The sequence below is a fragment of the Roseomonas elaeocarpi genome, assembly GCF_042433915.1.
Classification (GTDB): Bacteria; Pseudomonadota; Alphaproteobacteria; order Acetobacterales; family Acetobacteraceae; genus Roseomonas; species Roseomonas elaeocarpi.
Genome location: NZ_JBHLUN010000006.1, coordinates 80,843 through 96,225, shown reverse-complemented (window position 1 = coordinate 96,225; position 15,383 = coordinate 80,843). Strand labels below are relative to the sequence as shown.

Here is a 15,383-nt window from a genome sequence, read left to right as displayed (position 1 = left end):
GTCACCGCCCAGACCCAGCCCGCCGCTTCACCCGCCCACAGGCCGCAACCCGCGTCACCACCCGGCCGCGTGGCGCGGCGGCCAGGGCAGCCGGCGGCAACCGCGCCTCACCGCCGGCGCCCGCATCTGGGGCCGGCCGAAGACCTCAGAAGAAGCGGACCAGCCCCTGCGCCAGCCGTTCCTCGGCGTGGTCGAGGTCGGCCGGCCGCGACAGGTGGAACCAGGCCCCGTCATGCACCAGCCCCCACAGCCGCCCCGCCTCGATGGCCCGGTCATAGAGCCGGTTCAGCGAGAAGGCCCCGTTCGCATCGCCTTCCGGCGGGTCGCGGAACAGGCGCGGGTGCAGGATCTGCACGCCGGCAAAGGTATAGGGCACCACCTCGAACTCCTTCGGGCGGCGCAGCCGGCCCAGCGGGTCCATGGCGAAGTCGCCGATCCCGACCTCGGCCTCGGCCGTGGCGGAGCGTGCCAGCAGCAGCAGCCCGTCCATCTCGCCCGCCTCGAAGCGCTCTGCCAGGCGGCGCAGCGCCGGGCGCGGCCCGTTCAGCCAGTAGCTGTCGCCGTTCACCACCGCGAAGGGCCAGGGCCCCTCGGTGAAGAGCGCCCCTTCCGCCGGGACGCCCTCCGCCGCCAGCGCCCGGGCCTGGCTCTCCGCTGCCAGCGCCTGCAGCCGCGGCAGGGCGCCGAGCACGCCGCCGCCAGTGCCGCGCAGCACCGGCTCCACGATCACCTCGCAGCGCGGCGTCTCGCGCGCCACGCAGGCCGCCTCGACCTGCTCCGCCAGGTGATGCGCGTTCACCACCACGCGCTCCACTCCGGCCTCCTCCAGCCGGTCCAGGATATGCGTGAGCAACGGCTGCCCCGCCAGCCGCAGGAGCGGCTTGGGCACCGATTCGCTTAAGGGCCGCATCCGGGTTCCCTGCCCCGCGGCCAGCACCATCGCGGTGCGCAGGTCGATCACGCGGCGAAGCCCTCCAACGGCGGAAACATGCCGGCCGCCAATGGCACAGCCGCGGGCCGGAAGGAAGCGAGGCAGCGCCCTCCCCGCCCCCGAAAACAGCGCCCCGGCCGCTTCATTCCGGTCCGTAGCACCCCGGCGGCGGCATGGCCCGGCAACCGGGCGTCCGGCGGGGGCCCGCGGCCCTCACCCCACCACGCCGTCGAGCCGCCCGGCCCAGCCTTCCAGCAGCGCCACGCGAGCCTCCTCGTCGCCCGGCGACTCTGCCGGGGATAGCCGCAGCCGCAGCGCCGCCGCCGGCGCCATCGGGCCCAGGCGCTCGGGCCATTCCACGATCACCACGCCCTCGCGCGCCTCGTCCCAGCCCAGCTCCTCCACCTCGTCGGGCGAGCCCAGGCGGTACAGGTCGAAATGATGCGCCGCCGGAAAGGGCGCACCCGCCGGCATCTCGTAGCCCTGCACCAGCGTGAAGGTCGGCGACGGCACCTCGAGCGCCGGGTCCGCGGCGGCGGCGCGCAGGAAAGCGCGGGCGAAGGCCGACTTGCCGGCACCCAGCGGCCCGCTCAGCAGGATCGCGTCGCCCGCGCGCGCCAGGGCGGCCAGCCGCGCCGCCAGCCGCTCCGTCGCCGCGAGGTCCGGCAGCGCGATCCGCAGGGGGGAAGTCATGGGGCGCGAGGATGCCCCGCCCGCCCCGCCCCCCGCAAGCAGCCCCTGCCCCCTGGCCTGCCCGCCCCCGCCTCGCCCTCCGGCCCGCCTCAGGCCGCCAGGTCGGAATCCGCGCTCAGGCTGCGCGTGATGCCCGCCACGTCCATCGAGGCCGCCTGCATGTTGGACGAGATCTCGGTGGTGGCCGAACCCTGCTCCTCGATCGCGCCCGCCGCCTCGGTGACGAAGCGCAGCAGCGATTCCACGGAGGTGCCGATGGCGCCGAGCGACCCGGCCACGTCGGCCGACACGGTCTGCATGGACTGGATCTCGCGCGCCACCTGCTGCGTCGCCGCCGTGGTCTGGCTGGCCAGCTGCTTGACCTCGTTCGCCACCACCGCGAAGCCCTTGCCCGCCTCGCCGGCGCGCGCGGATTCGATCGTCGCGTTCAGCGACAGGAGGTTGATCTGCGAGGCGATCTCGCCGATCAGCGTCACCACCCGGTTCATGGCGCCCGCGGCCTCCACCAGGCGCCGCGTGGCATTGTCGGCCTCGCCCGCCTGCCGGGTGATGTCCTCCACCACCAGGCGCGACTGGCGCATGGTCTCGGTGATCTGCGAGGCCGAGGCGCTCATCTGCTCCACGGCCGCCGCCACGGACTGCACGTTGTTCAGCGTCTGGTCGGCGAAGCTGATGGCCTGGGCGCGGGCTTCCATGCGGGCGGTGATGTCGCTCGCGTACTTCACGACCTTCCAGGGCCTGCCGTTGAGGTCGAGGATCGGGTTGTAGGTGGCGGTGATCCACACCGCGCGGCCGCTCTTGGCTATGCGCTTGTACACCGCCGAATGGAACTCGCCCCGGCGGAGCTTGGCCCAGAACTCCCCGTACTCCTCCGAGGCGGCGTAGCCCGGCTCCACGAACATGCTGTGCTTCTTGCCCCGCACCTCGTCGGGCGCGTAGCCCAGCGTGCGGAGGAAGTTGGCGTTGGCCTCCAGGATGGTGCCGTCCATGGTGAAGTGGATCACCGCCTGGGACTTGTTGATGGCCTCGATCTGGCCGGAGAAATCGGCATTGCGCAGCTTGGCTTCCGTGACGTCGGTGGCGAACTTCACGACCTCCACGGGCTTGCCGTCCAGCCCCATCACCGGCGTGAAGGTGGCCGAGATCCAGACGTCGCGCCCGTCCTTGCCGACCCGCTTGTATTCCGCCGCCTGGTACTCGCCCCGGTGCAGCCTGGCCCAGAAATCGGCGTAGTCCCGGCTGGCGGCGTATTCGGGCGTGACGCAGATCTTGTGGTTCTGGCCGATGATCTCGTCGCGCTCGTAGCCCATCATCTGCAGGAACAGCTCGTTGACGTCGGTGATGGTGCCGTCCATGCGGAAATGCATCACCGCCTGGGACCGGCGGATGGAGGCGACCTGCGCCTTGTCCGCGATGGCGCGCAGCTTGGCCCCGGTTACGTCGGTGGCGAACTCGGTGACGCCCACGGGCTTGCCGCCGATCCCGAACACCGGGTTGTAGGAGGCCTGGATCCAGACCTCCCGCCCGCCCTTGGCCAGGCGCCGGAACTCGGAAACTTTGCAGGCGCCCTGGCGCAACTCGTCCCAGAAGGCGCGGTAGGAGGTGCTCGCGGCCTCGTCGCGGTCGAGGAACATGCTGTGCTGCTTTCCACGCACTTCCTCGATCGCGTAGCCCATGGTTTGCAGGAAGTTCTCGTTGGCGTCCTTGATGGTGCCGTCGAGCGCGAATTCGACGATGCATTGCGACCGGCCTGCCGTGGCTATGCGTGCCCGGTTCCAGCCGCCGGTGAGATTCCTGAAGGGCATCCGTGTGTCCGTTCCCGGAAAAAGCAGGTTCACGGCATCCTCGCACCCGAACCCCAAGGAAAGATGAATCGTTGAAATGCCAAATCCTTTCGGAGGCGCGATCGCCCCCGCATCGGAGGCGCCCGCGGCACGGCGGCCGCAGTGATGCGGCGCGCAGGCCGGGAGGCGGCGCTACCAGCCGCCCGCCCGTCCGGGCGGGCAAACCTCCTGGACCCAAAGGATCCGGACCAGACCGGGACCGGCATATTCGGGGCCACGGATCGGGGTTCGCCGATCCAGGGCCGGGCCTCCCGGGCGCGACGTTGCCGCCCGGACGCGCCGGCCGCATCATGGCCCGCACCGTCGCCCGATCACGACGTTCCGGGAACCAAGCCTTGCCGCAGTACAACAACGTCCTGATCACCGGCGCCTCGCGCGGGATCGGGGAAGCCCTGGCCCTGCTCTGCGCGGCGCCGGGCGTCACCCTGCACCTGTCCGGCCGCGACAGTTCGCGCCTCGAATCCGTGGCGGCGCAGGCGCGGGCCCGCGGCGCCGCGGTGGACACCCGCATCCTCGACGTGCGCGACCGCGACGGCATGGCACGCTGGATCCACGGCGCGGGCCCGCTGGACCTGGTGGTCGCCAATGCCGGCATCGCGGCGGGCACCGGCGGCGGGATCGAGCCCGCCGCGCAGGCGCAGGAGATCTTCAGCACCAACCTCGACGGCGCGCTGAACACCGCGCAGCCCGCGATCGAGGCGATGCTGACCCAGGCGCCGGGCCCCGACGGCGTACGGGGGCGGATCGCCGTGCTGGCCTCGATGGCGGTGTACATGGCCATGCCGGGCGGCCCGGCCTACGCGGCCTCCAAGACGGCGCTGGACACCTGGGTCCAGGCCACGGGCATCAACACCCGGCGGCAGGGCGTGATCATCACGAGCTTCTGCCCGGGCTACGTCCGCACCGCGATGACGGCCGACAACACCTACCACATGCCGGGGCTGATGAGCGCGGAGCACGCCGCCGCCACCATCCTGCGCCACCTGCCGCGCGGGCGGCCGCGGGTGACCTTTCCGCGCTGGATGGCACTCGGCGCCCAGGTGGTGAACATCCTGCCGGCGGACCGGGTTGACCGCCTCCTGCGCGCCTTGCCCGGACGCACCGCCCAGGCCTACGTCCTGGGGCCGGGGCGGTAGCGACCCGGCGGTCCCGGCAGCCGGCGTTCCTGGCGTTCCGCCGCCGGGGAGCGCCCCTGCCAGGATCGTGAAACCGGGCGCGGGACCGGCCCGCGCCCCGTGATCGGCGGCCTTCAGGCCACCGTCAGCTGCACGTCCACGTTGTTGCGCGTCGCGTTGGAATAGGGGCAGATCTGGTGCGCCTCGTTCACCAGCGCCTCGGCCTTGTCGTGCTCCACGCCCGGCAGCGTGACCCGCAGCGCCGCGGTGATGCCGAAGCCCCCCTCGGAACGCGGGCCGATGCCCACCGTCGCCTGGACCGTGGCGTCGGCCGGGACGCGCACGCCCACCTTGCCGCTGATTGCCTTCATGGCGCCCAGGAAGCAGGCGGCGTAGCCGGCCGCGAAGAGCTGCTCGGGGTTGTTGCCCTCGCCGCCCGCGCCGCCCAGCTCCTTGGGGGTGGCCAGCTTCACGTCGAGCGAGCCGTCGGCGGTGGTGGAGCGGCCGTCGCGGCCCCCGGTGGCGGTGGCGGAGGTGGTGTACTTCACGTCAACAGGCATCGTCGTTCGTCCCGATCATGGCCGCCGGGTGGGGACCCCCCGCCGGCGGCGCGTTGCACGCACTCACTCAGTCCGCCCGCACGAGGTTCTCGCGCAGGCGCAGCAGCCCATCCCGCAGCGCCACCAGTTCGGGCTGCGGCAGGTCCATGGCGCAGGCCACCCGCGGCGGGATGGCCCTGGCCTTTTCACGCAGCGCCAGGCCCTGCGCCGTCAGCGCGACGCGCACCTGGCGCTCATCCGCCGGATCGCGGGTCCGGCTCAGCAGCCCCGCCGCCTCCATGCGCTTGAGCAGCGGCGTCAGCGTGCCGGTGTCGAGAAGCAGCCTCTGGCCGATCTCCTTCACCAGCAGCCCGTCGCGCTCCCACAGCACCAGCATCACCAGGTACTGCGGGTAGGTGAGGTCCAGCGGTTCCAGCAACGGCGCGTAGGCGCGGTTGAGCGCGTGCGACGCCGAGTACAGGGCGAAGCAGGTCTGCTCATCCAGCCGCAACAGGTCCCGTTCGGTATCCGCCATGACCCTTCCCTCCTGCGCCTTATGTATTGCCCAATATGATTGTGCGCAACATATTTTTCGCGAGGTGTGGTCGATTTATTTCCACCATCACGCGAACGCGCGTTGTTCCGCGGGCTGCCATACCCCATCTAGGTTTCCATCAAGTCCCTTGGTTCGGCCTGCTCTCCGAGCTCGTGATCGAGCGCCGAGCCCGGTGTTGAAGTCCGCCCAAAGGTTTGATCCCTCCAGGCACGTTCGCCTGTCGGGTCATCTGCCAAGGATCGGAATCACACCATGGCAATCGGCACTGTTAAGTGGTTCAACGCCACCAAGGGTTACGGCTTCATCGAGCCCGAGGACGGCAGCAAGGACGTGTTCGTGCACGTCTCCGATGTCCAGCGCTCCGGCATCGGCGATCTGCGTGAAGGCGACAAGATCGAGTTCGAGCCGCAGCGCGGTCAGCAGGGCAAGATTTCTGCCGGCAACCTGAAGCGCGCCTGAGCGCTCCTACCGCACCCCAGGGGTCACATTGGCAGCATCGAGCCTGCCGTGCCGGCACCTCGGGTGACGTACCGGACGCATGAGACGAGGTTTCGGGCGCGCGTGACATTGTCGCCGTGCCCGCCCTTTTCCCGGTCGGGGCTGTTCCGGACATCGCGCCGGACGCCGCTCATGCATTGTTCATCATCATCACCCTAGATTTCGACGCCGGACGGCTCCAGGAACTGGAGGCCGCGGTATCAGGAAAAAAGCAAGAAATGTTCGTTACTTCGACCAAGGCGGCGCCGGTTCGCGCCCCGCATCACAACACCCGTCCAGACCGTCTTCCGTCCCAGGCAAAGGGCCAGCGCTTCGCCGCCACGCCCCGCCACCAGCCGGAAGCCTCCACCCTGACGCCCGCGGAAATCCGCCGGATCGTTCAGGACATCCTGGGCTAACCAGCCTACTCCGCACCGCCGCGCTTCCCGCCCCAGGGGCCGCGGCTCTTCCGGACATCGCCGACCGGCGCCGCCCCAGGCTCCGCCCCCTCCTCGGGCGCGCGCCATTCCGCGCGATGGGTGTGCTGGCCGCTGGCGCGCCGACACCGCGTTTCACGGGGAACCACCCGTGGCCCGGCACCGGGTGGTATGCACCGGTTGTGATGCCCTGAGTGTTATGCCCCGGGTGTTAGGCACGGGGCGGCGCCCCGGGCAGCCTGCCACCCTATCAGCAGCCTCCGCTTCGCTGTATCAACCGCCGCCCGGCCGGTCTTCCCTTCGGGAAGCAACCGAACCGGAGCGATGGGAGATCCCGCATGACCGCACGCATCGACACCGACGTGGCCGTGATCGGCGCCGGGCCGGCCGGCCTCTTCGCCGTGTTCGAGTGCGGCATGCTGAAGATGCGCTGCACGGTGATCGACACGCTGGAAGCCATCGGCGGCCAGTGCACCGCGCTGTATCCCGAAAAGCCGATCTTCGACATTCCGGCCCACCCGCGCATCCCGGCCGGCGAGCTGATCGCCCAACTCCAGGAGCAGGCGCGCCCCTTCACGCCGACCTACCTGCTCGGCCGCCGGGTCGAGACGCTGACACAGTCGCCCGACGGCAGCTTCACGCTGGGCACCAGCACGGGTGACACCGTGACCGCCAAGGCCGTGATCCTGGCCGCCGGCGCCGGCGCCTTCGGCCCGAACCGCCCGCCGCTGGAAAACCTCGAGGCCTTCGAGCGCACCGGCGGCGTCCGCTACCTGGTCTCCAGGCGCGAGGACTTCCGCGGCAAGCACGTGGTGATCGCCGGCGGCGGCGACAGCGCGGTGGACTGGGCGCTCTCGCTCAAGCAGGTCGCGGCCAAGGTCACCGTGGTGCACCGCCGCCCGAAGTTCCGCGCGGCGCCCGAGACCGTGGCGCAGATGGAGGCCGCCGCGGCGCGCGGCGAGATCGAGCTCGCGATCCCCTACCAGCTGCACGGCCTCAAGGGCGAGGACGGCCATCTGACCCATGTCTCGCTGGCCACCCTCAAGGGCGAGGTGCGCGAGGTGCAGGCCGACCACCTGCTGGCCTTCTTCGGCCTTTCCATGGAGCTCGGCCCCATCGCGGAATGGGGCCTGGGCCTCGACCGGTCGCACGTCACGGTGAACCCCGCCACGGGCGAAACCTCGATCCCCGGCATCCACGCGATCGGCGACGTCGCGACCTATCCCGGCAAGCTCAAGCTGATCCTCCAGGGCTTCAGCGAGGCCGCCGTGGCGGCGCACAGCATCCACCCGCGCGTCTTCCCGGGCGAGGCGCTGCACTTCGAGTATTCCACCAGCAAGGGCATCGCCGCGGAATAACGGCCGCGCCATTCCCGGCCGCCGGGGAAAGCCTGTAGGCTCCGCCGCGCAACGGAGGACCAGCGGATGCCCGAGAACACGCCCTGGACCGGTGGCGCCTGTCACTGCGGCACGGTCCGCTTCCGGGCGCGGCTGACCGATGGGCTGCGCACGGCGCGGCGCTGCACCTGCTCCTACTGCCGGATGCGCGGGGCCGTGGTGGTTTCAGCCGCGATGGAGGACCTGGAGGTGCTGGCCGGCGAGGACCGGCTGACGCTGTACCGCTTCAACACCGGCACGGCGCGGCACTGGTTCTGCTCGGTCTGCGGCATCTACACGCACCACCAGCGGCGTTCGAACCCCCGCCAGTTCGGCATCAACGCGGCCTGCCTCGAGGGCGTCAGCCCCTTCGACTTCGCGGACGTCGTGGTGAATGACGGCATCAACCACCCGGCCGACACGCCGGGCGGCTCGGGCATCGCCGGGCACCTGCGCTTCATCCCGGCGGACTGACCTGCGGGGGCGCCGGGGGAGGGCCGCGGGGTTCGGCCGGCGGCGAAGTAAGATAGTAAGATAGTAAGATAGTAAGGAGAACGCCGCATGGCCGAGCCGTCCGACAGCACCGGCGCCCCCGTCACCGAGGGCCGCCTGGTGATCGGCACCAAGCGCTATTCCTCCTGGAGCCTGCGCGGCTGGCTGGCCGTCCACCTCGCCGGCCTGAAGGTCGAGGAAGTGCTGATCCCGCTGGCGGCCAGCACGGGCGGCGGCACTGAGGCGATCAAAGCCGCCACCCCGGCCGGCCTCGTGCCCTATCTCGAGCATCGCGGCGTCCGCGCCTGGGAAAGCCTGTCGATCCTGGAATACTGCGCCGAGATCACGCCCGCCCTCTGGCCATCCGACCGGGCGGCACGCGCCCATGCCCGCTCCGTCGCGGCGGAGATGCACGCGGGCTTCCGAGCGCTGCGCATCGCCATGCCGATGAACCTCGGCCGCGACGATTTCGCCGGGCGCGGCCGCACGCCCGAGAGCCTCGCCGACATCGCCCGGATCGAGGCAATCTGGGACGAGTGCCTGCGCGCCCATGGCGGCCCCTTCCTGTTCGGCGAAGGCTTCGGCGCGGCGGATGCGATGTTCGCCCCCGTGGTCGCCCGCTTCCTGACCTACAAGCCGGACCTGTCGGAGCGCAGCACCGCCTATGCCCTGGCGGTGCGGATGCACCCGCTGATGGAGCGATGGTATGCCGAGGCCGGGGCCGAGCCCCGGGAATGGCTGCTGGACCGCTACGAGACCCTGGCCTGATCCCCTCGCGCGCCGTGAGCCTTCGCCTGCCACTCGGTCCGCCGCATCGCCGGCGGCACAGGACGGTGTCGGGCCCCGTCCGTTGCGCCGCCGCTCCTGTCACAGGCCGGGACGCAGCTCGATGCGCGGTCCGGTGCGCTATCCGGGGCAGAGCCCAGGGCATGGCCCAGGACACGGCGGCGTCGCGCGGATGAGCCGCGCCGCCGCCGCGATCGGGCAGTCGTTGCGCACCTACTACGCCCCGGGGCGGGCCGCGCTGCTGGACCGCCACCTCGCCCGCTTCGTGGGGCCGGGGTCGCTCGCCTTCGACCTGGGCGCCCATGTGGGCGATCGCTGCGCGAGCTTCCGGCGGCTGGGCGCCCGCGCCGTGGCGGTGGAGCCGCAGCCGCGCCTGGCCCGCCTGCTCCGCCTGCTGTTCCGCCACGACCCGGACGTGGCGGTGGTGGAAGCGCTGGTGGGTGCCACCGAGGGCGAGGCCGTGCTGCGCCTCAACACCGCCAACCCCACCGTGGCCACGGCGTCGGAGCGTTTCGTGGCCGCCGCCACCGGCGCGCCGGGCTGGGAGGGGCAGCACTGGGACGCCACCCTGCCCCGCCCCGTCACCACGCTCGACGCGCTGATCGCCGCGCACGGGGTGCCAAGTTTCATCAAGCTCGATGTGGAAGGCTTCGAGGCCGAGGCGCTGCGCGGCCTCCATCACCCCGTGGCGGCGCTGAGCGTCGAGTTCACCACGATCCAGCGCGACGTCGCCGCCGAATGCCTCGCCCGACTCGCGGGGCTGGGACCCTACCGCTTCAACGCCTGCCTGGGCGAAAACACCGCCTTCCGCTTCGCCGAGGCGCAGGACGCCGCCGCCATGGCCCGCTGGATCGCCGCCCTGCCGCACGAGGCCAACAGCGGCGACCTTTACGCCAGCCTGGAGCCGGGGCAGGTCCGCCCCTGATGCAGCTTTCCGCCTTTCTCCAGCACCTCGGCTTCGCCGGGCTGCTCGCCCTCTTCTCGGCCGCCCTGGTGCGGCTGATGATCGCCCGCCCCATCCTGGACCGGCCCAATGCCCGCTCCGCCCACTCGGTGCCCACGCCGCGCGGCGGGGGCGTGGGCGTGGTGGCGGCGTTTATCCTGGGCATGCTGGTGCTCTACGGCAGCGCCCAGTACGCCCGCATCGCCGAGATGCAGTTCGTCGGCGTGATCCTGGCCGCGGTCGCCATCGCCGCGGTGTCGCTGGTGGACGACGTGGTGAACCTGCGCTTCTCGGTGAAGCTCCTGGCGCAAGGCGTGGCGGCGCTGGTGGCGGTGGCGAGCGGGCTGGTGGTGCAGCGCCTGGCCCTGCCCTGGACCGGCGTGGTGCAGTTCGGGCTGCTGGGGCCGGTGCTGACCGTGTTCTGGATCCTGGCCTGCACCAACGCGGTCAACTTCATGGACGGGCTGGACGGGCTGGTGGGCGGCGCGGTGCTGGTGGCCTGCCTGGCGCTGTGCCTCGTGGCGGCGCTGTCGGGGGGCTGGTTCGTGTATGCCGCGGCGCTGTTCCTGGCGGCGGGCCTCCTGGGCTTCCTGCCCTTCAACGTGTCGCCCGCGCGCATCTTCCTGGGCGACGTGGGGTCGCAGTTCCTGGGCTTCATCCTGGCCGTGCTGGCGGTGGCCTCGGCGCGGTTCGACAGCACGCAGGGCTCGTTCCTGATCGTGCCGCTGCTGCTCTTCGCGCTGCTGTTCGACAGCGGCTTCACCCTGCTGCGCCGCGCCGCCCTGCGCGAGCAGCTGAGCAAGGCGCACCGCACGCACCTGTATCAGATGGCCCAGCGCAGCGGCATGCCGACCCGGGTGGTGGCGGCCACCCACTGGGGCTTCGCCATCTTTCACGGCGTGCTGGCGATCCTGTTCCTGCAGATGTCGCCCTGGTTCAAGCCGCTGATCGTGCTGCCGGCGCTCGCGGTACAGCTCCTCTGGCTGGCGGTCGTGGCGTGGCGGGTGCGGCGCGCGGGGCTCAGCTGGCGGGCGGGGTGATCACCTCGATCACCGCCGGCGCGTCGCCGCCCACCCATTGCTGTGACCGCCAGATCGAGCCGGTCTCGGGCTCGGCCCAGTAAAGGTTGGTGAAGGAGGCGCCGCCGCCGCAGCGCTCCTCGATCAGGAGCGCGTCGGGCTGGCGGACGCCGCGCAGCCGGCATTCCACCGGCACGCCGAAGCGCATGTGGTCCGGGGATCGGTCGCTGCGCATCAGGTCCACCGAGCGGTGCATCACCGCCGGCTGATCCGCCAGCGCGGTGGGGTCGTCCAGCGGATCGGGCCCGTCGATGCGCGTCGCCGCCAGCCAGGTGCGCGTCCCGGCGGTGGCCACCACCCGCGCCCCGTCGGTCTGCACCACCAGCCCGTTTGGCGAGCGCCACATCCGCTGCTCGCCGTTGCTCTGGATCAGCGTGGCGATCGTTCGCCGCCCGTTGATGGTGACCGACAGGGCGGGTTCCGGCGGCAGCGCCTCGGCGCCCTCGGGCGGCAGCCGGCTCGGCGGCGGGGCGAGGCCGGCGCGCAGGAGGTCGCCGGTCGGCGTGTTGCCGCAGGCGGCGAGCAGGAGCAGCAGGGGCAGGACACGCATCGCGTGCAGCATAGGGGCCTCATCCCCCGCGCGGGAGGGGCCATTTGATTTGACAAGCCCGCCCGCCCGGCGGAGGGAACGTCCCGCCATGATCCCACGCCTCGCCGAGATCCCTGCCCCGGATGCCCTGACCCTGCGCTTCCTGGAAGCGCTCGGGGACTCGGGCTTCACCGGCGATCTGTCGGACGACGACGGCGCCCGCACCGTCTTCGCCACTGACAACTCGGTGTACCAGCTCACCCCCCAGGCGGTGATCTTTCCGCGCGACGTGGCCGACATCGCGCGGGTGATGCGCCTGCTGGCCGAGGAGCGCTTCCGCGCCGTGAAGCTGGCGCCCCGCGGCGGCGGCACCGGCACCAACGGGCAGTCGCTGACCGACGGCATCGTGTTCGACCTGTCGCGGCACATGAACCGCATCCTCGAGATCAACATCGCCGAGGGCTGGGCCCGGGTCGAGGCCGGGGTGGTCAAGGACCAGCTCAACGCCGCGCTGCTGCCGCACGGGATGTTCTTCGCGCCCGAGCTCTCGACCTCCAACCGCGCGACGGTCGGCGGGATGATCTCCACCGACGCTTCCGGCCAGGGCTCCTGCCTGTACGGCAAGACGCGCAACCACGTGCTGGGCCTGCGGGTGGTGCTGGTGGACGGCACGGTCTGGGACACCGCGCCCCTGGAAAGCGAGGCGCTGCGCGAGGCGGCGCGCGACGGCGGCCGGGTCGGCACGATCCTGCGGCTGCTCGACACCATCGGGCGGGAGCACGCGGCCGAGATCGAGGCGCAGTTTCCCAAGCTCAACCGCTGCCTGACCGGCTACGACCTGGCGCACCTGCGCGACAAGAACGGGCGGCTCGATCCCAACGCGGTGCTCTGCGGCTCCGAGGGCACGCTGGGCGTGCTGGCGGAAGCGCGGCTGAACATCCTGCCGATCCCCAAGCACGTGGCGCTGGTGAACCTGCGCTACAGCAGCTTCGACGCCGCGCTGCGCGACGCCAACGCGCTGATCGGCTTCGGCGCCGCCTCGATCGAGACGGTGGACAGCAAGGTGCTGGGCCTGGCGCAGCGCGACATCGTGTGGGACGGCGTGCGCGAGTACCTGCCCGACGACAACGGCGCGCCGGCGCGCGGCATCAACCTGATCGAGTTCGTGGGCGACAGCGCCGAGGCGGTGGAGGCCGCGGTCGCGCGCCTCACCGGCACGCTGGACGCGGCGGGCTTCGCCGGCCACCGCACCGGCTACACCGTGGCCTGGGGCGAGGCGCCGGTGACGCGCATCTGGAACATGCGCAAGCGCGCGGTGGGCCTGCTCGGCAACATGCCGGGCGACAAGCGGCCGATCCCCTTCGTGGAGGACACCGCCGTGCCGCCCGAGAACCTGGCGGACTACATCGCCGAGTTCCGCGCGCTGCTGGACGAGCGCGGCCTCGACTACGGCATGTTCGGCCACGTCGACGCGGGCGTGCTGCATGTCCGCCCCTCGATCGACATGAAGGACCCGAAGCAGGAGCTGCTGATCCGCGAGGTCACCGACGCGGTGGCGGCGCTGACGCACAAGTACGGCGGCTTGCTCTGGGGCGAACACGGCAAGGGCATCCGCTCGGAATTCTCGCCGCGCTTCTTCGGGTCGCTGTATCCGCTGCTGCAGGCGGTGAAGGCCGGCTTCGACCCGCACAACCAGCTCAACCCCGGCAAGATCGCGGCGCCCGACGGCGCGGCGCTGCTGCGGGTGGACGGCGTGCCGACGCGAGGCCAGCGCGACCGTACCGTGCCGGAACCGGTGCGCGCTGCCTATGACGAGGCGATGCACTGCAACGGCAACGGCGCCTGCTTCAACTGGGACCCGGACGACGCGATGTGCCCGTCCTGGAAGGCGACGCGGGAACGGCGGCACTCGCCCAAGGGCCGCGCCATGCTGGTCAAGGAATGGCTGCGCCGCCTGGCCGTGGCCGGCACCGACACGCTGGCCGAACGCGGCCGCCCGCGCCTGCGCGACCTGCCGGCGCGCATCGGCAACACCTTGCGGCTCCGTCGTGGCGAGGGCGACTTCAACCACGCGGTGAAGGAGGCGATGGACGGCTGCCTCGCCTGCAAATCCTGCGTCGGCGGCTGCCCGATCAAGGTCAACGTGCCGAGCTTCCGCTCGAAGTTCCTGGAACTGTACCACACCCGCTACCTGCGGCCCGCCAAGGATCACCTCGTGGCGCAGGTGGAGCGGATGGCGCCGGCGCTGGCGCGGATGCCGGGGCTCTACAACGCCCTGGTCGGCAGCGGGCTCGGCACGGCAGCGATGCGCTGGGTCGGGCTGGTGGACTCGCCCAAGCTGTCGGGCATCGACCTCGGCGCCGAGCTGCGTCGCCGCGGGCTGCACTTCGCCTCGCCCGCGGCGCTGCGGGCGCTGAGTGATGAGGAACGCGCGCGCAGCGTGGTGATCGTGCAGGACGCCTTTACCGGCTTCTACGAGACCGGGCTGGTGCTCGACGTGCTGGACCTTCTCCTCGCGCTGGGCTTCCGCCCCGCCGTGGCGCCCTTCCGCGCCAACGGCAAGGCGCAGCACGTCCACGGCTTCCTTGCCGACTTTGCCGAGACCGCGCGCAGCAATGCCACGATGCTGCGGGAACTGGGTGCCACCGGCGTGCCGCTGGTGGGCATCGACCCCTCGATGACGCTGACCTACCGCGCCGAGTACGTCGAGGCGCTGGGGCGCGAGGCGGTGCCGGAGGTCCTGCTGCTGCAGGAATGGCTGGCGAAGCAGGCTCCGGCCGCCACGGCGCAGGCCGCCGGCACCTACCGCCTGCTGCCGCACTGCACGGAGCGCACCAACGCCCTGGCCTCGCTGCGCGACTGGCAGTCAATCTACGCGCGCCACGGGTTGAAGCTGGAGATCCTGGCCGCCGGGTGCTGCGGCATGGCCGGTACCTACGGGCACGAGGCCGAGCACCGCGACACCTCGGCCGCCATCTACGCGCTGAGCTGGGAACGGCACGTCGCCTCGCCGGATGGGCTGGTGGCCACGGGGTATTCCTGCCGCTCGCAGGTCAAGCGCTTCGGCGCGGTGTCGCTGCCGCACCCGGCCACCGCGCTGCTGCAGGCGCTGCGGGTGGGCGTTCCGGCGGTTGCTCCGGAGCAGCGCGAGGCGGCGTGATGCTTGGTGGGGCTCTGTCCCGGGGGGAGAAGGTGTTCTCCCCCTCCCCGGCCCCCTCGCCCCTCTTCTTTTTTGGGACGCTGCCGCGGGAACGTGGCGGACGCCGTGCGCTCCGGCTCGATGAGCCGGAGCGAGGGACGCGTCAGCCAGTGCTGAACAGCAATCTGGTTCGTTTCAGCAGCGCCAATGGCCACCGTTCCGCGACCGACCTCCACCCGCCGCGCGGCAGCGCTCTCAGAAGAAGATGAGAGGGGGTCCGGGGGAGAGAATTCCTTCTCTCCCCCGGAGCTTCGCCAGAGCCGGCGCCCCCCTTCCACCCATGGTCTCCCATCCCGGAACAGCGGCCCGAACAGCACGATCCAGGCCTTGGAACCGGAGAAGAAAAGCGCGGGTCGCGCGGGATGACTCGGAAACCCCGATTGACGG

At 71.5% G+C, this 15,383-nt stretch carries 15 protein-coding genes; 9 read left to right on the top strand and 6 right to left on the bottom strand.

The genetic code is table 11. The annotated features are described in order from the left end of the window. Nucleotides 1–145: 145 nt before the first annotated feature. The 3 genes from ACFFGY_RS08960 to ACFFGY_RS08950 all read right to left on the bottom strand — a co-directional run bounded on the left by ACFFGY_RS08960 (nt 146) and on the right by ACFFGY_RS08950 (nt 3,429). A complete protein-coding gene (locus tag ACFFGY_RS08960; protein WP_377044132.1) occupies nt 146–961 on the bottom strand; it encodes a nucleotidyltransferase family protein in 816 nt (271 codons plus the stop codon). Nucleotides 962–1,144: 183 nt separating this feature from the next. After that, nucleotides 1,145–1,624 carry a tRNA (adenosine(37)-N6)-threonylcarbamoyltransferase complex ATPase subunit type 1 TsaE gene (tsaE, locus tag ACFFGY_RS08955; protein WP_377044131.1) on the bottom strand — a complete coding sequence of 160 codons (480 nt, stop codon included), beginning with the start codon at nt 1,622–1,624 and terminating at the stop codon, nt 1,145–1,147. Nucleotides 1,625–1,713: 89 nt separating this feature from the next. Further along, a complete protein-coding gene (locus ACFFGY_RS08950) occupies nt 1,714–3,429 on the bottom strand; it encodes a methyl-accepting chemotaxis protein (protein WP_377044130.1) in 1,716 nt (571 codons plus the stop codon). A gap of 374 nt (nt 3,430–3,803) precedes the next feature. Here ACFFGY_RS08950 and ACFFGY_RS08945 point away from each other — a divergent pair, with 374 nt between their 5' ends. Beyond that, nucleotides 3,804–4,604 (top strand): SDR family NAD(P)-dependent oxidoreductase, encoded by an 801-nt coding sequence (locus ACFFGY_RS08945; protein ID WP_377044129.1) that lies wholly within the window; start codon nt 3,804–3,806, stop codon nt 4,602–4,604. Nucleotides 4,605–4,717: 113 nt separating this feature from the next. Here ACFFGY_RS08945 and ACFFGY_RS08940 read toward each other — a convergent pair whose 3' ends face one another. Next, nucleotides 4,718–5,143: an organic hydroperoxide resistance protein gene (locus ACFFGY_RS08940; RefSeq protein ID WP_377044128.1), complete on the bottom strand. Its 426-nt coding sequence runs from the start codon at nt 5,141–5,143 to the stop codon at nt 4,718–4,720. Between the two features lie 67 nt (nt 5,144–5,210). Beyond that, nucleotides 5,211–5,657, bottom strand: coding sequence for a MarR family winged helix-turn-helix transcriptional regulator (locus tag ACFFGY_RS08935; RefSeq protein ID WP_377044127.1), 447 nt, complete (start codon nt 5,655–5,657; stop codon nt 5,211–5,213). A 273-nt stretch (nt 5,658–5,930) separates the two neighbouring features. Between ACFFGY_RS08935 and ACFFGY_RS08930 the strand changes: the two genes are divergently transcribed. The 7 genes from ACFFGY_RS08930 to ACFFGY_RS08900 all read left to right on the top strand — a co-directional run bounded on the left by ACFFGY_RS08930 (nt 5,931) and on the right by ACFFGY_RS08900 (nt 11,229). Further along, nucleotides 5,931–6,137: a cold-shock protein gene (locus ACFFGY_RS08930; protein WP_377044126.1), complete on the top strand. Its 207-nt coding sequence runs from the start codon at nt 5,931–5,933 to the stop codon at nt 6,135–6,137. 116 nt (nt 6,138–6,253) lie between these two features. Next, nucleotides 6,254–6,574, top strand: a complete 321-nt coding sequence (locus ACFFGY_RS08925) for a hypothetical protein (protein WP_377044125.1) — start codon at nt 6,254–6,256, stop codon at nt 6,572–6,574. A gap of 356 nt (nt 6,575–6,930) precedes the next feature. Continuing rightward, a complete protein-coding gene (locus ACFFGY_RS08920; RefSeq protein ID WP_377044124.1) occupies nt 6,931–7,950 on the top strand; it encodes an NAD(P)/FAD-dependent oxidoreductase in 1,020 nt (339 codons plus the stop codon). A gap of 66 nt (nt 7,951–8,016) precedes the next feature. Next, nucleotides 8,017–8,442 carry a GFA family protein gene (locus ACFFGY_RS08915; RefSeq protein ID WP_377044123.1) on the top strand — a complete coding sequence of 142 codons (426 nt, stop codon included), beginning with the start codon at nt 8,017–8,019 and terminating at the stop codon, nt 8,440–8,442. An 87-nt stretch (nt 8,443–8,529) separates the two neighbouring features. Beyond that, the gene (locus tag ACFFGY_RS08910) at nt 8,530–9,228 is read left to right on the top strand and encodes a glutathione S-transferase (protein WP_377044122.1); all 699 of its coding nucleotides are present in this window, start codon (nt 8,530–8,532) and stop codon (nt 9,226–9,228) included. 190 nt (nt 9,229–9,418) lie between these two features. Next, the gene (locus tag ACFFGY_RS08905) at nt 9,419–10,171 is read left to right on the top strand and encodes an FkbM family methyltransferase (protein WP_377044121.1); all 753 of its coding nucleotides are present in this window, start codon (nt 9,419–9,421) and stop codon (nt 10,169–10,171) included. Continuing rightward, the gene (locus ACFFGY_RS08900) at nt 10,171–11,229 is read left to right on the top strand and encodes a glycosyltransferase family 4 protein (RefSeq protein WP_377044120.1); all 1,059 of its coding nucleotides are present in this window, start codon (nt 10,171–10,173) and stop codon (nt 11,227–11,229) included. Before ACFFGY_RS08905 ends, ACFFGY_RS08900 begins: the two co-directional genes overlap by 1 nt. Here ACFFGY_RS08900 and ACFFGY_RS08895 read toward each other — a convergent pair. Next, nucleotides 11,210–11,830, bottom strand: a complete 621-nt coding sequence (locus ACFFGY_RS08895; protein ID WP_377044119.1) for a YjbF family lipoprotein — start codon at nt 11,828–11,830, stop codon at nt 11,210–11,212. The two genes, ACFFGY_RS08900 and ACFFGY_RS08895, sit on opposite strands and share 20 nt — an antisense overlap. Before the next feature lie 76 nt (nt 11,831–11,906). Here ACFFGY_RS08895 and ydiJ point away from each other — a divergent pair, with 76 nt between their 5' ends. Further along, nucleotides 11,907–14,957, top strand: coding sequence for a D-2-hydroxyglutarate dehydrogenase YdiJ (ydiJ, locus tag ACFFGY_RS08890; RefSeq protein WP_377044118.1), 3,051 nt, complete (start codon nt 11,907–11,909; stop codon nt 14,955–14,957). Nucleotides 14,958–15,383 lie beyond the last annotated feature (426 nt).